Raw genomic sequence first — 24,309 nt, 5'->3', positions numbered from 1 at the left:
CTTATCTATTAAGTAAATGACTTTTACCTTTGATTTTGCTAAAAATTACCGACAAACCTCAATTTTAACAGTAACTACTCAATAACTTGATAAATCATTGGCTTTTTATCTGCATGATCTGCAATCGCAATATTCTGATACAGCAAATCCTTAATGTCATCAACATTAGGCCGGTTACTATAAATGGTTAGCAAGCTTTCTCCTGCCTTAACTTCATCGCCAACTTTTTTCTTCAATTCGATACCGACGCTGTAGTCAAGTTGGTCGCCAGCTTTTTGCCGACCACCACCAAGCATCATGCTGGCAATTCCAACTTCATCAGCTTTAATTTCTTCTACAACACCGCTTTGTTTAGCAGGCAGCTCAATCTTATATTTAGCTTGCGGCATGAGTGAATAGTCGTCAATAACACGTTCATCACCGCCTTGAGCTTTGATCATGGCACGAAAACGATCTAATGCTTTACCTGAACTAATTGCCTCTTCCAGTAATTTCCGGGCCGTTTTTGCATCTGCAGCTTTACCGCCTAAAACAACCATATAGCTACCCAAAGTAAGCATCAATTCTTTAACATCTTCGGGACCCTTACCCTTCAAGACATCAATTGATTCCTCAATTTCAAGTGAATTGCCAACTTTATATCCTAAAGGCTGATTCATGTCGGAAATAACTGCCATACACTTTAAACCAACGCCTTTACCAATTGCAACTAAGGCTTTAGCTAAGGCAACAGAATCATCTAAGGTCTTCATAAAGGCCCCCGATCCCGTTTTGACATCAATTACTAGTGCATCAGTACCAGAAGCAATTTTTTTACTCATAATAGAACTAGCAATTAACGGAATCGAGTCTACAGTATCTGTGACATCCCTTAAAGCGTAAATTTTTTTATCGGCAGGTGCAATATCACCAGTTGCGCCAATAATAGCTAATTTTTCTTTAGCCACTTGTTTGATAAAATCTTGCTCACTGATCTCAACTTGGTACCCCGGAATCGCCTCCAACTTATCCAAAGTACCACCGGTATGCCCTAATCCCCGGCCAGAAATCATTGGGACCGGAATGCCCGTAGCCGCAACAACAGCAGCCAAAGGGATACTGATTTTATCACCAACACCTCCCGTTGAGTGCTTATCCACTTTAATTCCTGGAATTTGTGATAAATCTAGCCGATCGCCAGATTCCATCATTTTCATAGTCAAAGTGGCTCTTTCTTGATCCGTCATATCTTCAAAATAAGTTGCCATCAATAATGCACTCGTTTGGTAGTCTGGAATCGTCTGATTGCAGACACCATCAATGAAAAACTGAATTTCCGGTGAAGTTAATTCTTGACCATTACGTTTCTTGTCAATAATATCGACCATTCTCATTTCTATCTGCTCCTTACTTTCTTTTTACAAAATTTAATAACAAAGTTAGGGAAGCGCTTACAATTTGGGTAAAAAAAGTTACCCATGTTATAGCCAAAATATTTTTATTACCAGTCTTTGCTTGCCTTTATCGCAATCTAAGTGCATTGAGAGGTTTTTTCATTTTGGCTATATCAGAGAATAATTATTCATAATCGATTAGACTTTGGGCTAGCGTAGCATCAATGATTGCAATATTTGCATATCGAGCTTTTAAGACGGCATGAACAGCCGCAGTTTTACGCAAGCCGCTTGCTACTACAATCGAACTTTCTTTTTGCCCCAAAGCTTGCACTTCAATACCAATCGTTCGTTCATTTAACTCTTGATCAATAATTTGACCATCACTATCAATAAAACGGGAAACAACATCGCCAACAGCTTTTGCTTGGATTTCATTTTTCTGAGCTTTAGTGAGGTAGCCTAAGTTAAACAACAATGAATTATTGTTGGTGCTACCAACGGTAAATAAAGCAATATTAGCCTTTTGTCCTAAATCAAGGATTTGTTTAATAAAACGATCCTGTTCAACTAATTCTTTGGTCGTTTTACTATCAAAAATAGTTGGCAGTGGCAAATACTGTGCGCGTGTTTGAAAGGCTTGCGCCAATTCATTAATACTCTCATAGGCATAAGTCTTTTCGTGATTAAAGCTAAAGCCACCTTTAAGCTGCACTGTTTTTACTCCGGGGATTGTCTGCTCAGTTAAGTTAGTCGTCACAGCATGAATCGTCTTGCCCCAACCAATTCCAATAATGTCGTTAGGCTTAACTAAATTAGTCAAAAAGCTTGCAGCATAAGCGCCGACGCTATCAAGACTAGTTTGTTGACCCGCATAATGAGACGGGACGATTTTTATTTGTGCGTGGTAACGTTGTGCCAAAACATTAGTTAAATCCGAATAATTAATAAAAGGATTTTCTATTTCAATTTTAACTAAACCTGATTCCTTGGCTAACTGTAATAGCCGAGAGATTGTCGGGCGGGAAAGCTTCATTTTTTTAGCAATTGCCGCTTGGCTAAGATTCTCTTCGTAGTATAACTGAGCAACTATTAGTGCCTGCTTTAACTTTGTTTCACCGTTATTTGTCATGTTTCACCTATTATTTGAGTTGATTCAAAAAGCTTGTCCCCCAATTATTAGTGTTAGTCTTAAAGTTTTCCGCAACCGTGGCACCAAAATCACTAAACGTTGACCGTGTTCCTAAACTACCCGGATTCTTCATGCTTGGTGAATAAACTAAAAGGGGAACTAATTCTCTAGTATGATCAGTACCTCGATAGCTTGGATCATTACCATGGTCAGCAGTGATAATTAACAAATCATCTTCATGCATTTGAGCTAAAACATGACCAAGGCGATGATCAAAATCCATTAAGGCTTGACCGTCACCTTTTATATTACGCCGATGACCGTACATTGCATCAAAATCAACTAAATTTGTAAAACAAAATCCAGTAAAATCTTTTTGCATGACATGATCTAAGTGATCCATGCCATCCATATTGCTCTCATTATGGTAACCTTGATCGATACCTTCTCCACTAAAGATATCATTGATTTTACCAATTCCAATGGTTGTCACGCCATTATCTTGCAAATAATTTAAAGTTGTTTTTCCAGTTGGTTTAAGAGTAAAGTCGTGCCGGTTTGCCGTTCTAGTAAAATGATCTTTATCTGGGCCAACGTAAGGACGGGCAATAATGCGGCCAACAGTATATTCGGGTCCATTTACTAAACTACGGGCATATTCACAAATACGGTATAATTCATCAACCGGAATTACATCCTCATGGGCAGCAATTTGTAAAACAGAATCACCAGAAGTATAAATAATCAAATCACCGGTTTTCATTTGCTGCTCACCTAGTTCAGCAATAATCTTAGTACCGGATTCTGGACGATTACCAATAATTTTTCGTCCGGAAAACTTAGCAATTTTATCTAATAAATCTGCAGGAAAGCCGTGCGGGAAAAATGATAGTTCAGTCTTTACTGGTAACTGCATCATTTCCCAGTGACCATCCATACTATCTTTACCAACCGAAACTTCCTGCATGTTGCCATAGTATCCGATTGGCTGATCAGCCTTAGGAACACCCTTAATGGCAGTCTTACGCTGATTAGACAAACCCAATTTTTGTAAATTAGGTAATTTCAAGTCACCATTAAAGTACTCGCCAATATGACCAAGAGTATCCGAACCTACATCGTCAAATTTGGCAGCATCTTGGGCCTCACCAGTACCAATCGAATCTAAAACAATACCAAAAATTCTTTTATAAGCCATTTTTCCTCCCTTTAGTCCTTTGCGCCTTCGAGTATTTTGACGGTAGCACTAACACCTAAACGATTAGCGCCTGCTTCAATCATGCTGATTGCTTCTTCATAGCTATGAATTCCTCCTGAAGCCTTTACTCCTAAGCGATCACCAACAGTTTGGCGCATCAACTTTACATCAGCTGTTTTTGCACCAGCAGAACTAAAACCGGTTGAAGTTTTAACAAAATCTGCATGCGCTTTTTCAGCCAATTGACAAGCTTGAACAATCTGGTCGTTAGTCAAAAATGATGTCTCAATAATCACTTTTAATAACTTGTTTTGTGCATGAACGGCATCGGCTACTTGTTCAATATCCTTTTGAACAGCTTCAGCATTTCCGCTGACCAATTCACCGATATTGATAACCATATCCAATTCATCTGCACCATCACTGATAGCTTGCTTGGCTTCGAAAACCTTTGCGGCCGTACTGGTAGCTCCTAAGGGAAAGCCAACAACACAACAAGTATTAATTCCAGTGCCAGTTAATTGCTGGTGAACCAATCCTGCCCAATACGCATTGACACAGACAGACGCTGTCTGATATTGTTTGGCTTCAGCACAAGTTTGCAAAATATCCTTCTTACTTGCATTTGGTTTCAAAAGAGTATGATCCAAATACTTTGCTAATTCTGCTTGATTAATTTTTTTCATTAATTGAAACCCCTTTCTCTAATTTCAAGTTAATTATATAGCTTATTTTACAAATGTAAAGTTATTTATTGAAATTTTGTTCAAAAAATTAAGATACTGACCTAGTAATAACTACCAAAAAACTGACTATGTAGTCTTTTGAGCAATATTTGGGCACATAAAAAACCGTAAAATTAAGCTAAATAATTTTACGGTTCTTATTTAATTAAATTTTTTATTACTACAACTTTAAAAAGTTCTCCGCGTTGCGCAAATCTTCAATTGAAAGCTGCCCTGGTGCAGAAGTTTGTCCAACCGCGCCGAAAGATAAACTTGAACCAAAAACTTGCCCAGCAATCCTAGTTACCTTGCCAATGTCACCCATTGCCATTGTAATTAACGGATTAGTAATTGCCGCATGTGTTTCAGTTGTCGCCTGCAAAAGAGTTAAGACGTCACTGGCACTATGAGGCATACAAGCAAGCTTGGGCACATCAGCACCAAGCTCTGCCATTTTTTTCAGCCGAAATTCAATAACATCTTTAGCGGGAACTTTTTCAAAATCATGATTGCTCATAATTACAACAAGATTGTAATCATGTGCAAGATTAACCAGATTCTGAACCCGTTTTTCATCATGGAATAATTCAATATCCACGGCATCTCCAAGGCGATTAGTAATTACTGTTTCTATCAGCTTGAGGTAATCATCTTCAGTTAAATCACAGACGCCACCTTCATTTTTAGTACGAAAAGTAACTAAAATTGGCAACTCGCCAACCGCCTTGCGCAGCTTCTTAGCCGTAGTAATTAATTGTTCATGATCATTAATCCCAACAGAATAGTAGTCAATGCGCCATTCCATTAAGTCAGGCCTAGCTGCTAAGATTTCCGCTGCTGAATTAATAATCTCGTCTTCATTTGAGCCAACGTTAGGAACCGCAATCTTGGGCAAACCTTCACCTAAAACAATATTTCTAATTTTTACTGTTGCCATTGGTTTAACCTCAATTATTTATTGTCGTCAGAAAACATAATCTCACGAATATAATCGGTTGGCATGTCTTTTCCGGTCCATAGCTTAAATGATGCGGCTCCCTGATCAATCATCATGCCGATTCCATCATAAACATGTTCAACACCAGCTTCTTGTGCAACCTTCATTAGCTTAGTAGTTCTTGGTGAATAAACAGTATCAAAGACAACCATATCCTTGTGGAACCATGATGGATCTGAAACCAAAGTTTTATCTTCTAGTGGCTTCATACCAATACTGGTAGCATCACAGTATATATCACTTTCAGCAATTGAATTTTTAAATGCGTCTTGGTCTGAAAGCTCAGTTAATGAAACTTTACAATCTGTTTTTTCTTGAATAGTTCTTACATTCTTTTCAGCTTGTGCCCACTTATCATCCTTAATATTAAATATTCTAATTTCTTTGGCACCATCAAGTGCAGATTGAACAGCAATTGGTGTAGCAGCGCCACCGGCACCGGTCATGGTCATAACCTTACCCTTAATTGAAATACCTTCGTCCTTAAGGGCCTGCACAAAGCCAATCCCATCAGTCGTGTAACCCGTTAAAACGCCATTGTCATTAACAATTGTATTTACCGCATCACACATTTCCGAAGCAGGAGATAATTTATCAAGATACTTAATAACTTCTTTTTTATTAGGCATTGAAACATTTGAGCCCCGCATATCTAATGTCCTAATTGCATCAACAGCCTTTTCCAACTTATCATTACCTATTTCAAAACAAAGGTAAGTGTAGTTTAAACCTAATTTAGCAAAAGCATTGTTATGCATTGTTGGCGACATTGAATGCCGGATCGGATATGCCATTAAACCAATTAGATAAGTATGTCCATCTAACCAACCAGTAATTGGACCATTAATTCCCGTAATTTTATTAGCCATTTTAAAGCTCTTCTTTCTTAAAAATAAATCCTTATTTAATATCTATTTAGCTGAGGCACCAGATACAGTATCTGCTTTTTCTGCCGGTGCCGATAAAATTCGCTGGTAATTCGCATTATCTGCTGCTTCTGTGCCCGCAACAAATCCAGATGCATAACTCCACGAATTCATCATACTTGGCATTGAATCATGACCATTAGCTCCCCCAACTATTTCACCAGAAGCATAAAAATTAGCAACAGGATTGAATTCCTGATCAAGCAGTTGCATTTGCTTATTAGTTTCATAGCCACCTAAGGTCGTACAAAAACGGAGCTTTTGCTCAATCACGTAATAAGTGGATCCTTCATATTCGTGCATAAATTTAGCTGGACGGTTAAATTCATGATCCTTGCCGGCTTTAACTTCATCAGCATAATCTGTTAATGTTTTCTGCAAATTAGTGTAGTTAATACCAGCTTTTTGCGCGACTGTTTGTAAATCACCTTTGACTAAAATTGGACTCTTTTTGCCGTCAAGAGCAAAAAAGCCCTGAACTTCATCTGCCGTAAAACCATATTTCAGCAATAATTCGTAAAACCTGTCCCAAGTTCGCTGATCCATAACAACAAAGGCAATTTTATCTTTTTGAGCAGCGATTGCATCCCTAAAATGAGTATAAGGTGCCGATTCATTTACAATTCGCTTACCATCGGTATTAACAAAAATAGCCCCCATATCAGTAGCTTCTTTAGTTGAATATGTTGTCAATTTTGCAATCCCCGGTTCTACTTCTAGACCGTGTGGGTAAACCTTATACCAGTCAAGATTGCGTGCTACTAAATTCATATTTTGAGCAAAGTCAAAATAATCACCAGTTGAAGTCATTGGCCCATAGTATGGAATTTTAGTTTTATGCTCGCGATAATCACGTGCACCCCAGCCACCGGCTGCCATTACAAGTGATTTAAAATTAACTTTTACTGTTTCGTGCTTGCCTTCAGCAACCAGTGAAACTAGCTTACCTTGATCATCTTTATTCAGTTGTTCAACCCTAGTTTCAAGTAGAATTTTTCCACCTTTTTTCGTAAAAGCTTCTGCGACTTTTGAAACTAATTCATAGGAACTTTCTGATGGCATCTCAATTTGGCGGTCGACCGAATGCTCAATTGTTTGCGTTTCAGCTTTTTGATAGGTAAGATTGGCAAACTCTGTGATGAAGTCCACTGCTTTACCAATATTATTAGCTAAAAGCTGCGATAGTTCTGTGTAATTGGTTCCACGACTTTCACGAGTAATATCTTTTACAAGTAATGCTGGAGAATCTTTTTGTGCTTCTTCACCAAATAAATTAGCAGAAACTTTTGATCCGGTGCCAACGACATTTGACCCATTAAGAATGGTTGCACCGCCAATATAACCGTTCTTTTCAAGCACAAGGACATTTTTTCCGAGCGCCAGGGCGCGCGCAGCAGCCATTAAACCTGCCATTCCTGAACCAATAACTGCAACATCGACATCTAAAGTTACATCGCGGTGCTCTGGTTTTGGTAATTCAGACTGAATGGCAATACCGTTTTCCTTAAGCGCCTTACTACCAGAGTCTAGCATTGCCTGGGTCATAATTGATGCACCAGAAACGGCATCAACAGCAAAACTTTGATTTTTAATGACGTTTTCTTTGAGTTTGCCAACTACTTGTTTAAAAATACCAGGCGTTTCCGAACTTTTAGTTACTTTGATATCTTCAATCCGATCATTGGCCACAGCAATATCAAAATCAATTTGACCATTACGTCCCATTGCCTGGGCTTTAATTATTTTTTCTGACATAAATAAATTCACCTTTTTTATTAATTAGCCTTTAATAGCAAATTTCTTACTGCGAACAATTAAAATTGCTGCTAATACTACAGAAATTATTGTGATAATTGCAGTAATCCAGAACACCATCAAAGTACTTGCAGCGTTTGCTTTTAATACAAATGCTGCAACTAATGGTGCAACAAAGTAAACTACGGCTGGTGCAAAACTATAGTATGAGGTAATCTTACCGTGGCTTTGTGGGAAATATGATGTCAGAACTGATAAGCCAACTTGCCACACACCACCAGCAGTAAAGAAACCAACTGCTAGCGCACCGACTTCGCCTGCCACTAATGACGGACTAATGATCATAAACAGTAATCCAAGAGCAGTAATGATTGAGTAAACCAAAATCAGATTTAGCCGTTTAACTTTTGTAACTAAAGCTGAGGTAACAAAAACTGAGATTAAGGAGGCAATTGAATACCAAGAAACTAATTGATTAGCACTTGCGGCAGGCTGATTTAATACGTATTGACCATAATATGGTGCATATAAAGAAAAAATGTAAAACGTAAAACAAAGCGTAAAGCCTAATGCAATAATCATTAAACCGTCAATCGCCAATTTGGGCTGTTGAGCATCTGCTAAATGAGTCTCAGTTTCACCTGTATCATCCTTTTTTTCGACAGCCTGTGGTGCGTAAGCCGTCTTAAGCGTAATAACAACATCAAGTAAAATTATTAATACTAAAATACAAGCTGTTATCCGCGGATTATTAATTAGCTTGACACAAAATGGAAATAGCATTTGCATTACTTGCATTGCCGCTTTAACAAAAGAATTCATTGTTGCTGTTTTTGTAGGAAATGCATCTGCTAAAGCCGGATAACCAGCCGTATCACCAAATGAGTTGGTAGCACCAAAAAACATTGCCGCAATGCCAGCAACCCAAATGTTGCTAGCAAAAGCTGCTCCGAGCAAGAAAACCGCATCACTCAGTAATGCAATTAGTAAAGTTTTCTTGCGCCCAATTTTATCTGAAATTGCTCCAGCAAACAGAATCGTAATAATTCTGCCCAATCCAACCATAGCAATGACCAATGATACTTGAGTCTCGCTGGCATGCCACGAACTAGCTAAAATTTGCCGATATTGGCTAATAAATAGCGTTGCAGCACCAACAACTGCAAAGTGTAAATAAACAGAGGCTGCTACTCCCGCGTAACTTTTTTCTTGTTTCATAACTTCACCTTTCAAAATTAATCGTTAATAAGCACAAATAATATAACCTATTTTATGTTTTATGAATAATTGTTTATAACATGCTTGCTATTATTAATAACTATAATAGAAAACGTTACCACAATGGGATTTATGGCAAAGCTTGTACTGCTATCTTTTTGTGAAAGTTGTTTTAAACAAGTAAATATCGTAGTTTTTGCACTCGTGAATGCGCTTTAACAGATATTTTTATAGTTTATCTTAATACTTTAGTTAAAAAAATAAATAGCGAGGAGAAGTATCTCTACCTTCAACCTCGCTATTTTATTATTTAATACCAAATCTTTTTTTAATCATTGCAAGATATTTTTGCTCTTCTTGATCCTGTGGATGATACTGCTCAATTGAGCCAGCAATCGGATTCAGTTTCTCATCCACTGCAACATAAGTAAACACAGCTTCTCCAATTAGCTCCGTGCTTGAATCATCGATTGCCAGCCGATTAATCTCAGCGTAGATAGTCATCGTTTTGGAAGTTGTTTTAAGCAAACTAACACAAAAACTAATATGATCACCCACATAACTTTTTTTGTGGAAAATAAACTTATCAATTCGGCCAGTAAGTGTTCTCGTATGACAGTATGAGTTAGCAAACATCCCCATTGCCGAATCGGCATTATCCAGTAGTGTGCCACCATGTGTAATATTCATGTGATTTAGCATTTTGGGCGTAATAAAATAATCCGCCATTTGTCGTTTAAAAAAATTATCTTCCATTTACTTCTTGCCTTCCAGCAGTTTTCGTAATAAATATTTTTTTACTTTGCCGTTGGCTGTTTTAGGTAAAGAATCGACTATCAAAATTTTTTCTGGCCATAGTTTTTTATCAACTTGCTGTTCTTGTAATTCAGCAAGCAGCTTAGTTTTATTTAGCGCCAGCTGACTATGATTTAAAACAATGATTGCGCCAATTCTTTGTCCTAGCCGGTCATCAGGCACGCCTAAAACGGCTACTTCCTTAATATTTTGACAGCTTTTGATTTTTTCTTCAACTAACGCTGCAGAAATATTTTCACCGCCACGAATTATCTTATCGCTATTGCGACCATCAATTTCAAAAAGACCGTCACTATTATAATGACCTAAATCACCTGTTATCAGCCAGCCATGATCAAAAGCTTCACGCGTTTTCTCAGGATTATTAAGATAGCCCTGAAACACTACTGGCCCGCAAACTTCAATTATTCCTTGAACATCTTTTTGTTCGACAACGTGCTGTTTCTTAACGATTCGAACCTTGACACCAGTTATTGGTGTTACCGCTGTCGTCATAGCCTGATGTTCCGCAAAATAATTGCTTGGCGTGTAACTAAACGGAACTGCTTCTGTTAATCCGTAACAATTATAAAGTGGAATATTGCGCTTTTTTGCTTGGACTAACAGACTAGTTTTGATCTTATCACCGCCACAAATTAGCATTCTTAGCTGTCCGATATTTGCAACGTGGAAAAGCAAATCATACATAATAGTTGGCAAGCTATCAATACAAGTAATCGGCAGCCGCAGTAACAATTTAGCCACTTCATCAACTTGATAATGTTTCATTAAAACCATAGTGCTTCCAGCCATCATTGCTGAAATTAATCCGTGGTGAAAGCCAATGGCATGGTAAAGTCCCGAAACTAATAAAGTCATGTCATGCTTATTAATACCGAAAGCAGCATTATAGCCTATTTCTGCAGCCAAAACATTTTGATTAGATAAGACCACGCCTTTTGACAGACCACTGGTTCCAGATGTATTAATTACAATCACTGGTGCGCTAGCCCCTGTTTTATTAGTAAAAGGACTAATACCGTGCTTTATTCTGGTAAAAATTTTTAGATCACCATTTACTTCAACTTGATAATGCTTTAAGTGTTTAAAGTTGCTAATGGTATCTCGTCCACGAACCGAAGCTTGGGAAATAATTGCACAAGGTTGAAATCTTTCCACTAAGTTTTCAACTTCGGTAATGTCCAAATGCGGATTCAGTGGATTTATCACCGCCCCAAGTTCAATGCACGCAAGAATAGTAGCAACATTTTCAACATCAAGCTCAAACTGCAGTGCAACCAAATCGCCCTGACCAATTCGACATGCTTTCAGTAACTTAATTTTAGCCGCAACTAACTTGGCCATCTCACCGTAGCTATATTGCTGATCATTTTCAATTACAAATACTTTTTGTCGACTCTGGCGTAAACGCCAGTTCCATAGCTCCTTAACGGTTGCTATCTTAGCGTTAACATTCATTTTTTCGCCTTACAAAAGATCATTCAGTTGGCTAATAACTTTGTTTGCATCCCCAACAATGCCATAATTAGCTAATTTAAAAATCGGTGCTTCTGGATCAGTATTGACTGCAATTACTTGCTTTGATTTATTCATTCCACTAGTATGCTGGACAGCACCGGAAATGCCAAAAGCATAGTAGACATCTGGCTTGACCGTCAAATTAGAAATGCCAATCATGCGTTCCGGACTAAGCCAACCCAAATCAGTTACTGCTTTAGTGGCGCCAACACTGGCATTCAATTTTTGGGCTAACTTCATCAACGGCTTAAACTGCTGCTGTGAACCTAATCCCTTACCACCAGCTAACACTACCTTAGCAAAAGCCAGTCCATTGCCCGCAGTTTTTGCTTGGCGATACTGCTGCTTTGTTTGCTCATTTAGCGACCAACTGCTCACATCAACTTTAGCCGGTTCATTCGCTGCAACGCCATTACACGAAAACGTAATCACCGCTTGTTTAGCTAAGGGAATAACTCGCTTGGCACTAGTAGCACCAATATCTTGCGTAACCGTCAAGTTCGGTGTTTCAGTAATTTTTTTGGCATCTGCAACAAAAGTTATATCAAGTAAGGCAGCAATCCTGCTTCCTAGACTACTACCCAAACTATCATTATCAAAGACCAGCAAATAATCTGTTTTGCTTCTGAATATCTGTTTTAGCTTTGTTAAAACAGCATCAAAGTTAGCAATTGTATAAGCATCATTTTGATAAATTGTTGTTTTAACTCCGGATTGAGCATACTTTTCTGTAATTTCTGTAGCATGATTTGAAAAGACAAGTACTTCTTTTTCACCAGCAAAATTATTCTTTAAACCTGCTAAAGTATTGCTGCGGTTGCCATCCATACTATTTCGATCTTCTACTTGAATATAATAGATTGATGTCATTTTTCTACCTCAATATTCCGTCTTGGCGCAACGCAGCAACTAACTTCTGTGTAGCTTGGGGGTCTTCAGTTAAATCAAAAATTTCTTTTTGCGGTCGTTTATCCTTAGCTATAATCGAACTAGTTTTTTGCTTAGGCAATTTGTTAAAGGAAACGGCTGTAATACTTGTGTTAATGGCCTGATTTAAAGCAGAAAAGCCTGCTAAATGACTAACACTAACTGAACTTAAAACGGTTATAACAGCTGGTAATTTGCACTTGCCAGTAATTGCGCCTTGCTCCAATTTCATTTCAAAATTAAGTCCTGCATCAATTGCTGAAAGATGATCATAGTAATTTGACCCTAATTGCGTCGCAATCATTGCACTTAATTCAGTCCAGCCTGTACATCCTGTCAATATTAAATCGTAATTCTTATCTTGCTCTTTTAGGTAGTGGACAAATTCCTGCGCAATATGGTTTTGCTGCAAAGGATCGTTAACATCACCCGCAGTAATCTTAATTGCTTTATTAGCACCTAAAGCCAGTGCTTCATGTAGAACCCTTTCAGCTACCTGGTCTTGTTCAAAAGTATAGGCATCAATTGTGCCGCCGTCTTGTTCAATCAGCTGCAGAGCATACTCTAGTGCACTTTTGTCTTCCTCACTCAAAAATAAGTTATTAGAATGATAAGTCACTTGTTTATGATGCGAAGTATACGTTTTTGAATTTACCGTTGCTTTTGCAATCACTGCAATTTTCATTTGAATTCCCCCACTTAGTCTAAATAATTCTTACTGACCTCACGGGCAATAGTCATTCGTTGGATTTCATTAGTTCCTTCCAAAATTTGGAATCCTTTAACATCACGCATCAGTTTTTCAACTGGATACGCACGAGTATAGCCATATCCACCTAAAATCTGGACTGCGTCCGAAGTTACCTTCTGTGCCGTGTCCGTAACAAAAAGTTTAGTCATTGCACCTTCTTGACGAACTGAAAGGTTATTGTCCATCATTTTCATCGTATTGTTGACAAGCAGCCGAGACGTTTCAACTGCCGTTGCCATATCTGCTAACATATTCTGGACGGATTCAAACTGCGCTATTGGCTGGTTAAATTGCTGCCGTTCATTAGCATATTTTGCTGCTTCAGACAGTGCTCGCTGCATAATACCGACAGTTAAGGTCGAAACATAGGCACGAGACAAATTTAAGCTGTTTAACGCAATATTAATTCCCCGTCCTTCTTTACCTAGCAAGTTTTTAGCTGGAACATGAACATTTTTAAATCCTAAGGGAACAGTATTTGATAATCGCAACCCCATTTTATCTTCGTGTTTTCCGACCCATATTCCAGGGCTATGGCGATCAATCATAAAAGCAGATAGCCCGTGATTGCCATTATCAGAAGTCCTGAAGATACCAATAAAGATATCTGCGATACCACCATTTGTGGCAAATGCCTTATTACCGTTGAGAATATATTCATCACCATGACGAACTGCAGTTGCTTTTACCGAACCCGCGTCAGAGCCCGCATCGGCTTCTGACATTGTGAATGCGGCGAATTTACCATCTTCAATTATTCGGGCAAATTCACGCGTTTGCTCTTCAGTTCCAGCTAACATTACACACCGCAGTGCAACAAAGGAGGTAATTAAAGTTAACGCATAACCTGCATCATATTCCGCAATTTTTTCAAAAACTAAGGCAGAATCTTCATATGAAAGCCCTGCGCCGCCATATTCTTTGGGGATTTCAAGCATATGAAGTCCCATTTTGATTGCCGGTTTAAATAGGCTTACTGGACAATCGCCTTCCTGATCATATTTTTTAATAATTTCAGGGCTAAGATAACGATCACCAAATTCCTGTGCCAAGTGAATGTATTCTCTTTGTGCTTGTGTATATTGTAATGTCATCTATTTCACCTATTTAAGCGGCTCATCTAAATGCCGCACACCACTAGCTGCACCTGATGCAATCATTGCCGCAATCTTTGCGTCACTATAGCCAAGTTCATCTTTTAAAACTTCACGCGTATCAGATCCTTGTGCACGCGAAGGCGTTAAGGTTGGCTTACCTTGTGAAGCAAATCGAACTGGATTGGTTGGGATATAACGTTTAGCACCAGATGGAAATTTCATTAATCGGATCTCATCATTATCAAGCGCCTCAGGATCCTGGTAGATTTCTGTTGGAATTTGACACGCCTCAAGGGGCAAGTCTTCTTTGCCAAATAAATCGATCCAATATGCTAATGGCTTTTGCTTGAATGCATCTTCCAAAATAGCTATCACTTCGCTACTAGTACCATTTGCATTCAATGTATCCATCTTGTTATAGCGCTTATCGCCACAAACATCGTCACGGCCAATATCGTGCATCACTTTATCAAAGTCACGATCATATTCTGGAACACATAGAACAAACCACCGGTCATCTGCAGTTTTATAAGTATCATTGAATGGATTAGTGACTTCTCGCCGGCTTTTAGGATAAACATTACCGTATTGCGCAGATACCATTGCAATGTTTTGCATAAAAATTGCTGCATGGTTCAAATTAACCACGACTTTGTCACCTTTTCCGGTTCTTTGTGCTTGAAGTAAAGCAGCACAGATTCCTGCCGCCAAAGTCATTGACACCTGAAAATCACCGTAGCCATTTACGGGATTGTAAGGATTGCCGCCCTTATCAACCGTTGTGCCTTGAACACCGCCACGTGCTTGATAAGCAGTTGCATCGTAACCCGCTGCATCTTTCTTAGGACCAAATTCGCCGTAACCACGGTCCTGGGCGAAAACTAGTTTAGGAAACTCCTGATGCAGTTCTTCCCAGGTAATTCCCATGTGTGCCAAGCTTTTGGTCCGTACTGAAGTAAGAAAAACATCTGCCGTTTTAAGTAAGTCTTTGAATACTTGCATCCCATCTGGTGTCTTCATATTTAAAGTGACAAAACGCTTGTTCATGTTGGAAACATCAAAGCCCAAATTTTCATCATCTTCATATTTCATGCCAAAAACGGCACCTTGGGTTCGCCCAGCATCACCTTTGGGAGCTTCTATTTTAATTACATCAGCACCCCATTCGCCAAGCACCCTGCCAACAGTTGGTGCAGCCAAAAATTGCGTCAAATCAATAACTCTGATTCCCTTTAATATTTCATCAGCCATTTTTTATCTCCGCATTAGTTATAATTAAAGAGGATTGGAACTAATAATTTAATTTATTAGCTTCAGCCCTCCCAAGTTAGAATATCGGTTTATAAACTAGTAATTGGTGTCTGACCACTATCGTTGATCAGTAATCTCCCTGCTGTTAAACGCTGAACCGAACGTGGTCCTTCCTCAAGCCACATTGCCCGGCAATCGCGGTATAACCGTTCAGCTGGGCCATAAGGATTGTCTTGGAAGTAGCCAATTCCACCAAAAATCTCTAACATATAATCAGAAACCAGCTTAACAGTATTAATACTTTCAAGTTTAGCTAATGACGCCTTCTTAGTAATATCCTTGCCTTCATCGTAATCTTTAGCTAAGTCCCATAACATTAATCTAAGTGCATGAACTTTAGCACCCATGTCGGCAATTTCAAAAATGATTGATTGCCGCTTGCATAATGGCTTACCGAAAGTTACCCGGTCTTTAGAGTATGCAATCGACATCTCCAACATTCTTTGAGCCATTCCTAAGTTAGAATCAGCAATATGTGCACGCGATAATGATAGCGAAGAGATTGCAACTTTCATTCCTTCGCCACGTTTACCCAACATAAATTTGTCTGGCACGCGCATATCTGTAAACTTTAAGTCGGCATGACCAGCACCGCGGCACCCCATCATCAGTGGCATTTCATTAGCTTCAAATCCGGGTGTATTTGTTGGGACAAAGAATGCAGATAAACGCTCATCACCTTCTTTATCAGGATCAGTAACAACGATTAGATAAGTAAAGTCAGCTACATCTGCATGAGAAATCAGCGTCTTTTCCCCGTTAATTACCCAGTCATCGCCGTCTTTAACAGCCAAGGTATGCAAATCTGCACCCGTACCACCGCTTTTTTCAGTTAAGGCAAAATTGGCATAAATTGATTTGTCCTGAAATTTATCCATATACTTATCTTTTAATTCTTGGCTACCAAAATTATCAATAATTCGCCAATTCATGTCAGAAGCATGGTGCAAGTGCATCCTAATACCACCTTGAGTACGAGAAAATTCTTCTTGTACTTGTAGAATTTGTTTTTCACTTAAACCCCAACCACCATATTGTTTTGGCAATGCAAAGCGATACAGGTCATGCTTAATTGCTATTGGGAAAAAGTCTTGTGGAAACTTACGATTTTCTTCAATATAGTTAGTCATACGGTCAAATTCATTTTGGGCCAAATGTCTAATTTCTTTAACGTAATTGGCAAAGTCTTCGTCGGTCATCGACTCGCCTGGCTTAGCCTTATGCATAATTGGTGTTTCTTCATATGGTGGTAATACATGCAATTGTTTTTGTTCAGTCATAATACAATCTCCTTTTTACTTTCTGAAGTTTTTTGAAAGCACTCTTAATTGACAAGTGTATTATGTTGACAAAAATTGCCTTTGTAAAATTGATAACAAAGTTACTTTTATTAGTTTTATAAATACTTTTGCCATTATTTTGGCGGAAGTTTTGTTAAAATGACAAAGATTATTGCTAACTTCTTAAATCGTCCGGTAAATTTATCAGCTAAATTACAACGCGCTCAGTTATTAAGCTAATATATTAATTTTTCCAATTAATATATTAAAAAATGTGAAAGCGTTTTTATTAAATAAGGTATAGCATCTATTATTAGGTAGTGAATATCACATATTTTTTGAGGTACTATCATGAATTTAAATCAACTTTACTATTTTCGTGAATTGGCAGAACAAAAACAATACACTACAGCGGCTGAAAATTTATATATTAGTCAGCCCACTCTTTCAATATCAATCAAACAACTAGAAAAAGAATTGCATTGTAAACTATTTAAGCATAATGGTCGCTACGTTCAATTAACCGACTATGGACGTATTTTTTACGATACGGTTACTAAATCTTTGGCCACCCTTGACCATGGTAAAAAGAAAATTGAGCAAAAAATTAGTCAAGACAAAGGTAACATTCATATTGCTGGCATCCCTACCGCAATTGGAATCTTGCTTCCTAACTTGACCAAACAATATCAACAAGAAAGCAGCATTGCACCTCATTTTATTTATCACGACAACCCTTCTTATCAAATTTGCGAAGGCATTAAAAATGGCTGGTATGATATCGGCATCTGTTCTTATGTGCCCGAATTCAGTGATTTTACTTATGTTCCACTTTATACTGAAGAAATTATTGCCATCGTTTCACAAGAAAACGAACTGGCAAAAATTACGGAAATGTCCCCAGAAGAGCTGCAGGGTGAATCAATTATTACCTATTCAAAAAAGATTCAAATTGGCAAAGACATCACTAATGCCTTATTAGCTACCGCATCAGATTTACGCATTACTAATCGTTTACATGATGAATTGGCTATTGCTGGTCAGGTTCTTACAAATGATATCGTCGGGGTAGTGGCTAAAACGATCTATCTTAGTGGTTTTAACATTCACACAATTAAGCTCGATTTACCTAAAAATACGCGCCAGGTGTACTTGGTCTATGATTCTAACCAAAACTTTTCACCAGAAATCATTGATTTTCTTGATTTTATTAAAAGCCGTAAAAAAGAAATTCAAGAAATGGTTGATAATATTCCGGTCTAATTGATTGGAGGAGGTGCAACATTTTCAGATGAATAAATTATGTCAATTATTAGGGGTTAATTTACCAATTGTCCAAGAGCCTATTCACACGCTAACCAATGGTAAACTGATTGCCGCCATTTCAGAAGCAGGTTCATTAGGAATTCTGGGAATTAATGCCGGTTATCACGCACCTGATGCGCTAACAGGAGCCTCGGCAAGTAGTAGCGACTAAGTTGGCAAAGCTGGCAACAATTATATCCTTGACGCAATGCAGGAAAGAAATTTGATGAATGAACAAATAGACTATGTCTTAGCTCATACCTTTCGCCCATTTGCCATTGAAATTCCTAGTAGTGCCAGCATACCTGAGCAAGATCATACGGCAATGGAACTTGTAGAATTAATGCGCAAAAGAAGACTTACCATTGCTCTTTTTGAGGGATTTGGTCAAATTGCTTCAAAAGAATGGGTCCAATTACTTCACCATAATGGGATTAAAGTTATGCAAGTTGTCTCCCAGACTGATAGGGTAAAACAAGCGCAAAAAAATGGAATTGATATTCTTATTTATCCGCAAAAAGAAGGACTGCCAGAATTTGTCCATGAAGCGCAAGCCACTCCCGTCTTAGCTGGCTGTGATACCGCTAATCCTAAGGCCTTAACTCACGCTTTAGCTTGTGGTGCACAAGGCGTCTTTCTCAAAACTGTTTTTGCCGCTAGTGAAGAAGCGCCCACAGCTACGTCTATTAAAAATGCGTTGATCAAAGCCAAAAATTCGGATTTGGTTTCCTTCAAATTAAACAACCGGACGATTTTTTCATTACCGGGAAAATTGCCTAATCACTTAGCTAAAATGACTGCTGCCGGGATAGATGCTACCCAAATTACTGCTGCATCTCACGGTTACCAGGGTTTAATCAACGGGATGCTGAAAGGCGACCTTAATCTGGGGTATACTGATATTGCCGAAGATATTGATTTTATTACTGTAAACCAATCGGTTAAAGAAATTGTCAATCAGATAAATAATAGTCAAAAGTGATCTTTATGAATAATTCAATTACCCAAAATGCCACTCGAGCTCTTTTATATGAAGTTGTCACCCTTCCTAAGCCTGGTCTTGTCGACCCGCTAAGTCCAGGACCGCATCAGGATATGAATATCTATACTTTCATTGATAGCAGCTTGAGTTTAACTAACTACTTTACTGCTGCGTTTAATATTGGCCATGATTTTAAAGCAGCAGACTTAACGGAAATGTTTTTTAAATTGCGGCAAAAAGGAATAGCTGCTGAAAAAGACATGTTTCAGGCTACTAATGGTATTAATACGCATAAAGGTGCAATTTTTGCTTTAGGAATTTTTGTCTGTGCTGAAAGCTATTGCCAAAAAAATCAAACTGAAATTTTTACTACGATTAAAAAAATGTGTACCGGCTTAGTTGAACACGACTTAAAACTAAATAATCAGTTAAAAACTGCAGGAGAAAAAGAATTTCAGCAATATGGTGCGGGCGGTGCACGTGAGCAAGCTGAACTGGGCTATCCAATTGTCCGCGATGTAGCCCTACCGTTCTTAAAAAAGCGGACAGGAAGTCTTCAAACTAAGTTGTTAGATACCCTAATGAAAATCGCTACGGTAACTGTTGATAGCAATTTAATCAAGCGAGCTGGCAACTACGAAATTATTAATTGGCTTCAAAATAAGGCCACTAGTTACTTAAAGCTAGGCGGCTACAATTCTGCCGCTGGGAAAAAATACTTACAAGAATTCAACCAAGAATGCCTAGAAAAAAATTACAGCTTGGGTGGTTGTGCAGACTTGTTAATTGTGACTATTTTTATGGCACTTGAACGGAATTACTTATAATTTAAAATAAAAAAATAATAGTTAGCCTAATTGGTTAACTATTATTTATTTTTGTCAGAAAAGTTGATTGCAATTAATGCTGTGAAGCGCCTGTAGCCACATCAGTGTCTTTTATTTCATCACATGCCGTATCAGCTGCAATTCGACCAAACGTAAAGATATCTGCTAACGAATTACCGCCTAGACGATTACCAGCATGTAATCCACCTGCAACTTCACCCGCAGCATACAAACCATCAACTACTTGCCCGTCTTTATTAATAACTTGTGCTTTCGGATTGATCTTTAAACCACCCATTGTGTGATGAATAGCGGGTTTACGCGGTGTAGCATAAAATGGCGCTACTTCACATTTAAGGTTGAACGCACTCTTGCCGAATTCAGGATCCTCGCCTGAATCTACGTAAGAATTATACTTTTTAATAGTATTAACTAAAGTATCTGGATCCATACCGGCTTTTTGTGCTAATTCTTCAAGCGTATCGGCTTTCAATAAAGTTCCGGCTTTTACCTGTGCCTCTAAAGATTCTTCGGTTGTGTTATAAGCCGTTTTCTTAATTTTTTCATCAGCAATTAAGTAGAAAAGCGTTCCATTGGCAATTGCGGCTTTAGCCAAGGTGTCACGCTCCGCAAATTCATTTACAAAACGTTCACCCTTTTGGTTAACCATAATAAAGTTTTCTGGCGGTGTTTGGATACCAGTAAATAATTCACCCGTTTTTGGATCGGAAACTGGCATTAATTGAATAAAGCCCATGCCCACTAAATCGGCGTTAGCTTCTTGCCCCAAAGCAATGCCATCACCAGTAATAGCAGGAGAATTAGTTGTGGCAATATCGTCATCAATATGCTCCCAATAAGTATTGTATTTTTGTACCATCTTGGTATTAGCACCAAAGCCACCAGAAGTTAAAATTACTTTTTGAGCATGAATTGTCACTTTGCTGCCATCATTACTTTTAGCAATTACACCAGTGACGCAATTATTTTCAGTAATTAAATGAGTTGCCCGCGTTTCGGTCAAGATTGTAGCACCGTGCTCTTCAATCCATTTACCCAATACACTAATAAAAGCATAGCCCATTGGCTCAACTGGCTTATGGCCTCTACGCCATAAAGCACCTACGGGCATGGTTACCTCACTGCGGTCAAATTTAACTCCCAAATCAGTCAGCCAATTGACAGAATCGAGTACATTGTTAACTAATTCAGTTACTAAAGCGTAATTACCGTGAATTTCATTTCCGTTTAAATCAGTCCGCTTACCACCCAAATAAGTTTGAATTTCGTGAAGCAATACTGAATCAAATAAGTAATCTTTCCCCGACTCAACGTAATCATTAATTTGTTTTTGCAGCTTCTTGAAGTCTTCTTGGTATTCTGAGTCAATTTCATCAATTGGCATTGCTGCTAATTTTTCTAGGCTTTCTTTTTCACCAGCTAAAGCCTTAAATTGATTTTGCCATTCTGGTTCCGCTGCATTAAGTGGACCACCCGCACGAGTTGTATTGCCACCAATCTGAGGATACTTTTCAAGCACAACAACCTTTTTTCCGTTTTGAATTGTTCTAGCAGCTGCAGCAAGCCCTGCACCACCTGCACCAATTACAACGATATCTGTATCCAGTACCTGATCTTGTCCACCAATAACGGCTGGCTTAGCACGGTCTTTCCATTCTTGCGCATCACCACCGGCTTCATTAATTGCCTGAGCAACACCATCAACAACACCATGACTGGAAATTGTTGCACCACTCACCGCATCAACATTCAAAGTTTGATTGGCAATAATTTCTTTGGGCAAACGCTTAAAAACTTCATCAGCGACACCCTTAGTTTCACCGCTAGAATCGATACTAATATCTTTAATGCTATCTTCCGAAAGTGTGACTTTCATTGGCATAAAGCTTGAACCATGACCTTTTGCTTTCACATCATATGTACCTGGTTTCATCATGCTTTGCTTCCTCCTTATTGAATACTTAGTAATTAAATTTTACTAAGTTTCATACGCAAGGTGAAATAGTTTTATAGCAAGCAAGCCATAACAAAAATGCTATTGGGAAAAAGAAGTCGACGGGTACTTTTGTCCCTTTGATCGTTTATACCACCAACTGTTAGTTTCAAACTTAAATTAATTACGAACTTGCTTTGATGATTGGTCTCTTATTTTTATTGAGTAAAGTAATATTAAGTTGCCCAAGTTGTTGAGCCACGAGTAAGATATAATTGAGATATTATTGGAGGAAATAGATGAAAGATCCAGAAATATTACAGCATTATATCGATGTCTTGTTAAAAGAAAGCAACTTTACCCGAGCTGCACACGAGTTATACATTTCTCAGCCATATCTAACACAATTAATTAAGAGGCTAGAGCGCAAATTAGGGGCCAAAATAATTAATCGTGAAACAATACCGTTTACATTAACTGAAGCTGGCATTATTTATTACCAATATCTCGAAACGGCTATTTCTAATAATCAGACTTTAATTGAGCAATTAACCCCATTTTCCATGCCTAATAAGGAAGTAATTCGAATTGGTGTATTAGAAAGCTTAGGAACTTTTCTTTTGCCAGCACTTCTACCAGATTTTTTAGCCAAAAATCCCAACATCAAAATTCAATTGTCTGAAACTTATCCTCGTAAAAATGAAACCAAACTTTTAAATGAAGAAATTGATTGTTATCTAGGACAAACACCAGAATCACTCAATCATGGAATAGATTTTTACGTCAATGGCGGCGAAAATTATTACGTCATCATATCGCCAAAGTCGCCTTATTTTAAAAAGGGGCGCTTTATTTTAGAACCTAACGAATATGATATTAAAGATATTCTCCAGGAGCCATTCGTTGTTAGTTCTGCCAATTCAGCAATTAGACGGCAAGTAAATGGGGCCTTTCAAAAATTTCACGTTAAACCAAACATTGTCTTAGAAAGCAGCAGCATTTTAACAACCACTAACTTAGCAATCAAAGGTGTAGGATTAACTATTTCTGCGGCCAGTATTATTAAGCGAATGGCCCAAACCCCCATTAATCTACTTCCGCTTGACAATAACTTAATTCAAATTAAATATTTTATTGCCGTTAAGCATAGATCCCATCAAACTGAGGGCCTGCAAAGATTAATTACGGCATTTACCGATCTTAAAATTCAACCCAGCATCAAGTAGACGATAAAAATTACTAGAAATCACTTTGGTACAAATAGTTTAATTATAAAACCGCACAAAAAAAGAGGACTATCATTAGTCCTCTTTCTTACTTGCTCCGGCTGTCAGACTCGAACTGACGACATCTTGATTAACAGTCAAGCGCTCTACCAACTGAGCTAAGCCGGAATATTAAAAAAGCACGGCAACTTCCTACCCTCGCAGGCAGTCTCCCACCAACTACTCTCGGCGTGAAGAAGCTTAACTGCTGTGTTCGGCATGGTTACAGGTGTTTCCTTCTTGCTATTGCCACCGTACTTTTCTTTGCTTGAGTTCTTACACTCAAAACTAAATATAATCCATTCTCAAAACCTTACCAGATTGCTTGAGCCTGTGGTCAAGTCCTCGACTGATTAGTACTAGTCCGCTCCAAGCCTCACGGCTCTTCCACTCCTAGCCTATCTACCTCTTAGTCTTTGAGGTGTCTTACTACTTTCGTATGGGAAATCTCATCTTGAGGGGGGCTTCGCACTTAGATGCTTTCAGCGCTTATCCCGTCCATACTTAGCTACCCAGCTATGCCTTTGGCAAGACAACTGGTACACCAGCGGTATGTCCATCCCGGTCCTCTCGTACTAAGGACAGCTCCTCTCAAATTTCCTGCGCCCACGACGGATAGGGACCGAACTGTCTCACGACGTTCTGAACCCAGCTCGCGTGCCGCTTTAATGGGCGAACAGCCCAACCCTTGGGACCTACTTCAGCCCCAGGATGCGACGAGCCGACATCGAGGTGCCAAACCTCCCCGTCGATGTGAACTCTTGGGGGAGATAAGCCTGTTATCCCCAGGGTAGCTTTTATCCGTTGAGTGATGGCCCTTCCATGCGGTACCACCAGATCACTAAGCCCGACTTTCGTCCCTGCTCGAGTTGTCGCTCTCGCAGTCAAGCTCCCTTATACCTTTACACTCTGTGAATGATTTCCAACCATTCTGAGGGAACCTTTGGGCGCC

The 24,309-nt window shown here is 38.7% G+C and carries 21 protein-coding genes, 1 tRNA gene and 2 rRNA genes (1 of these 24 only partly in view); 5 read left to right on the top strand and 19 right to left on the bottom strand.

The genetic code is table 11. From position 1 onward, the window contains the following. Positions 1-74: 74 nt before the first annotated feature. The 15 genes from GYM71_RS00660 to GYM71_RS00590 form a co-directional block, all read right to left on the bottom strand. On the bottom strand, positions 75-1,373 hold the full coding sequence (locus GYM71_RS00660) for a pyrimidine-nucleoside phosphorylase (RefSeq protein WP_220220523.1): 1,299 nt from the start codon (positions 1,371-1,373) through the stop codon (positions 75-77). A 184-nt stretch (positions 1,374-1,557) separates the two neighbouring features. Then, positions 1,558-2,505, bottom strand: coding sequence for a sugar-binding transcriptional regulator (locus GYM71_RS00655; protein WP_220220522.1), 948 nt, complete (start codon positions 2,503-2,505; stop codon positions 1,558-1,560). A gap of 10 nt (positions 2,506-2,515) precedes the next feature. Continuing rightward, the gene (locus GYM71_RS00650; RefSeq protein ID WP_220220521.1) at positions 2,516-3,703 is read right to left on the bottom strand and encodes a phosphopentomutase; all 1,188 of its coding nucleotides are present in this window, start codon (positions 3,701-3,703) and stop codon (positions 2,516-2,518) included. Positions 3,704-3,714: 11 nt separating this feature from the next. Beyond that, positions 3,715-4,389, bottom strand: coding sequence for a deoxyribose-phosphate aldolase (gene deoC, locus GYM71_RS00645; RefSeq protein ID WP_220220520.1), 675 nt, complete (start codon positions 4,387-4,389; stop codon positions 3,715-3,717). Between the two features lie 220 nt (positions 4,390-4,609). Next, a complete protein-coding gene (gene aroD / locus GYM71_RS00640; RefSeq protein ID WP_220220519.1) occupies positions 4,610-5,365 on the bottom strand; it encodes a type I 3-dehydroquinate dehydratase in 756 nt (251 codons plus the stop codon). Between the two features lie 14 nt (positions 5,366-5,379). After that, positions 5,380-6,294 carry a shikimate dehydrogenase gene (locus GYM71_RS00635; protein ID WP_220220518.1) on the bottom strand — a complete coding sequence of 305 codons (915 nt, stop codon included), beginning with the start codon at positions 6,292-6,294 and terminating at the stop codon, positions 5,380-5,382. Between the two features lie 42 nt (positions 6,295-6,336). Continuing rightward, on the bottom strand, positions 6,337-8,106 hold the full coding sequence (locus GYM71_RS00630; protein ID WP_220220517.1) for an FAD-dependent oxidoreductase: 1,770 nt from the start codon (positions 8,104-8,106) through the stop codon (positions 6,337-6,339). Positions 8,107-8,130: 24 nt separating this feature from the next. Beyond that, positions 8,131-9,324, bottom strand: coding sequence for an MFS transporter (locus GYM71_RS00625; RefSeq protein WP_220220516.1), 1,194 nt, complete (start codon positions 9,322-9,324; stop codon positions 8,131-8,133). Between the two features lie 306 nt (positions 9,325-9,630). After that, positions 9,631-10,080, bottom strand: coding sequence for an acyl-CoA thioesterase (locus tag GYM71_RS00620; protein WP_220220515.1), 450 nt, complete (start codon positions 10,078-10,080; stop codon positions 9,631-9,633). Further along, positions 10,081-11,598 (bottom strand): class I adenylate-forming enzyme family protein, encoded by a 1,518-nt coding sequence (locus GYM71_RS00615; protein WP_220220514.1) that lies wholly within the window; start codon positions 11,596-11,598, stop codon positions 10,081-10,083. A 9-nt stretch (positions 11,599-11,607) separates the two neighbouring features. Continuing rightward, positions 11,608-12,528, bottom strand: a complete 921-nt coding sequence (locus tag GYM71_RS00610; RefSeq protein WP_220220513.1) for an electron transfer flavoprotein subunit alpha/FixB family protein — start codon at positions 12,526-12,528, stop codon at positions 11,608-11,610. Between the two features lie 4 nt (positions 12,529-12,532). After that, positions 12,533-13,270, bottom strand: coding sequence for an adenine nucleotide alpha hydrolase family protein (locus GYM71_RS00605; RefSeq protein WP_220220512.1), 738 nt, complete (start codon positions 13,268-13,270; stop codon positions 12,533-12,535). A 14-nt stretch (positions 13,271-13,284) separates the two neighbouring features. Then, positions 13,285-14,430: an acyl-CoA dehydrogenase family protein gene (locus GYM71_RS00600; protein WP_220220511.1), complete on the bottom strand. Its 1,146-nt coding sequence runs from the start codon at positions 14,428-14,430 to the stop codon at positions 13,285-13,287. Between the two features lie 9 nt (positions 14,431-14,439). After that, the gene (locus GYM71_RS00595) at positions 14,440-15,684 is read right to left on the bottom strand and encodes a CaiB/BaiF CoA transferase family protein (protein ID WP_220220510.1); all 1,245 of its coding nucleotides are present in this window, start codon (positions 15,682-15,684) and stop codon (positions 14,440-14,442) included. Positions 15,685-15,773: 89 nt separating this feature from the next. After that, a complete protein-coding gene (locus tag GYM71_RS00590) occupies positions 15,774-17,024 on the bottom strand; it encodes an acyl-CoA dehydrogenase family protein (RefSeq protein ID WP_220220509.1) in 1,251 nt (416 codons plus the stop codon). A 351-nt stretch (positions 17,025-17,375) separates the two neighbouring features. On the opposite strand from GYM71_RS00590, the gene GYM71_RS00585 reads away from it, so the two are divergent. Genes GYM71_RS00585 through citG form a run of 4 tightly spaced genes read left to right on the top strand, consistent with a single transcriptional unit; the run spans position 17,376 to position 20,138 of the window. Next, on the top strand, positions 17,376-18,287 hold the full coding sequence (locus GYM71_RS00585) for a LysR family transcriptional regulator (protein ID WP_220220508.1): 912 nt from the start codon (positions 17,376-17,378) through the stop codon (positions 18,285-18,287). Between the two features lie 28 nt (positions 18,288-18,315). Next, the gene (locus GYM71_RS00580; protein ID WP_220220507.1) at positions 18,316-18,501 is read left to right on the top strand and encodes a nitronate monooxygenase; all 186 of its coding nucleotides are present in this window, start codon (positions 18,316-18,318) and stop codon (positions 18,499-18,501) included. 54 nt (positions 18,502-18,555) lie between these two features. Then, complete coding sequence (locus GYM71_RS00575; RefSeq protein WP_220220506.1) at positions 18,556-19,311, top strand: nitronate monooxygenase; 756 nt, start codon at positions 18,556-18,558, stop codon at positions 19,309-19,311. Positions 19,312-19,316: 5 nt separating this feature from the next. Beyond that, a complete protein-coding gene (gene citG / locus GYM71_RS00570; RefSeq protein WP_220220505.1) occupies positions 19,317-20,138 on the top strand; it encodes a triphosphoribosyl-dephospho-CoA synthase CitG in 822 nt (273 codons plus the stop codon). 73 nt (positions 20,139-20,211) lie between these two features. Here citG and GYM71_RS00565 read toward each other — a convergent pair whose 3' ends face one another. Then, on the bottom strand, positions 20,212-22,092 hold the full coding sequence (locus GYM71_RS00565; protein ID WP_220221159.1) for a flavocytochrome c: 1,881 nt from the start codon (positions 22,090-22,092) through the stop codon (positions 20,212-20,214). A gap of 299 nt (positions 22,093-22,391) precedes the next feature. Here GYM71_RS00565 and GYM71_RS00560 point away from each other — a divergent pair, with 299 nt between their 5' ends. Next, complete coding sequence (locus GYM71_RS00560) at positions 22,392-23,318, top strand: LysR family transcriptional regulator (RefSeq protein ID WP_103752709.1); 927 nt, start codon at positions 22,392-22,394, stop codon at positions 23,316-23,318. 95 nt (positions 23,319-23,413) lie between these two features. Here the strand turns inward: GYM71_RS00560 and GYM71_RS00555 are convergent. The 3 genes from GYM71_RS00555 to GYM71_RS00545 all read right to left on the bottom strand — a co-directional run. Beyond that, positions 23,414-23,486 (bottom strand) — tRNA-Asn (locus tag GYM71_RS00555). A gap of 11 nt (positions 23,487-23,497) precedes the next feature. Continuing rightward, positions 23,498-23,614: ribosomal RNA gene (gene rrf / locus GYM71_RS00550) — 5S ribosomal RNA — on the bottom strand. A gap of 76 nt (positions 23,615-23,690) precedes the next feature. Further along, a 23S ribosomal RNA gene (locus GYM71_RS00545) occupies positions 23,691-24,309 on the bottom strand (it continues 2,289 nt past the right edge of the window).

This window comes from Lactobacillus panisapium, assembly GCF_019469265.1.
In the GTDB taxonomy this organism is placed as follows: domain Bacteria; phylum Bacillota; class Bacilli; order Lactobacillales; family Lactobacillaceae; genus Lactobacillus; species Lactobacillus panisapium.
Note: the sequence above shows the minus strand (reverse complement) of the source record. Positions and strands in the feature narration are given on the sequence as shown.

Coding starts and splice junctions, on each gene's coding strand:
- GYM71_RS00660 (WP_220220523.1), bottom strand. CDS start 1,373: ATGAGAATGGTCGATATTATTGACAAGAAACGTAATGGTCAAGAATTA.
- GYM71_RS00655 (WP_220220522.1), bottom strand. CDS start 2,505: ATGACAAATAACGGTGAAACAAAGTTAAAGCAGGCACTAATAGTTGCT.
- GYM71_RS00650 (WP_220220521.1), bottom strand. CDS start 3,703: ATGGCTTATAAAAGAATTTTTGGTATTGTTTTAGATTCGATTGGTACT.
- deoC (WP_220220520.1), bottom strand. CDS start 4,389: ATGAAAAAAATTAATCAAGCAGAATTAGCAAAGTATTTGGATCATACT.
- aroD (WP_220220519.1), bottom strand. CDS start 5,365: ATGGCAACAGTAAAAATTAGAAATATTGTTTTAGGTGAAGGTTTGCCC.
- GYM71_RS00635 (WP_220220518.1), bottom strand. CDS start 6,294: ATGGCTAATAAAATTACGGGAATTAATGGTCCAATTACTGGTTGGTTA.
- GYM71_RS00630 (WP_220220517.1), bottom strand. CDS start 8,106: ATGTCAGAAAAAATAATTAAAGCCCAGGCAATGGGACGTAATGGTCAA.
- GYM71_RS00625 (WP_220220516.1), bottom strand. CDS start 9,324: ATGAAACAAGAAAAAAGTTACGCGGGAGTAGCAGCCTCTGTTTATTTA.
- GYM71_RS00620 (WP_220220515.1), bottom strand. CDS start 10,080: ATGGAAGATAATTTTTTTAAACGACAAATGGCGGATTATTTTATTACG.
- GYM71_RS00615 (WP_220220514.1), bottom strand. CDS start 11,598: ATGAATGTTAACGCTAAGATAGCAACCGTTAAGGAGCTATGGAACTGG.
- GYM71_RS00610 (WP_220220513.1), bottom strand. CDS start 12,528: ATGACATCAATCTATTATATTCAAGTAGAAGATCGAAATAGTATGGAT.
- GYM71_RS00605 (WP_220220512.1), bottom strand. CDS start 13,270: ATGAAAATTGCAGTGATTGCAAAAGCAACGGTAAATTCAAAAACGTAT.
- GYM71_RS00600 (WP_220220511.1), bottom strand. CDS start 14,430: ATGACATTACAATATACACAAGCACAAAGAGAATACATTCACTTGGCA.
- GYM71_RS00595 (WP_220220510.1), bottom strand. CDS start 15,684: ATGGCTGATGAAATATTAAAGGGAATCAGAGTTATTGATTTGACGCAA.
- GYM71_RS00590 (WP_220220509.1), bottom strand. CDS start 17,024: ATGACTGAACAAAAACAATTGCATGTATTACCACCATATGAAGAAACA.
- GYM71_RS00585 (WP_220220508.1), top strand. CDS start 17,376: ATGAATTTAAATCAACTTTACTATTTTCGTGAATTGGCAGAACAAAAA.
- GYM71_RS00580 (WP_220220507.1), top strand. CDS start 18,316: ATGAATAAATTATGTCAATTATTAGGGGTTAATTTACCAATTGTCCAA.
- GYM71_RS00575 (WP_220220506.1), top strand. CDS start 18,556: ATGAATGAACAAATAGACTATGTCTTAGCTCATACCTTTCGCCCATTT.
- citG (WP_220220505.1), top strand. CDS start 19,317: ATGAATAATTCAATTACCCAAAATGCCACTCGAGCTCTTTTATATGAA.
- GYM71_RS00565 (WP_220221159.1), bottom strand. CDS start 22,092: ATGAAACCAGGTACATATGATGTGAAAGCAAAAGGTCATGGTTCAAGC.
- GYM71_RS00560 (WP_103752709.1), top strand. CDS start 22,392: ATGAAAGATCCAGAAATATTACAGCATTATATCGATGTCTTGTTAAAA.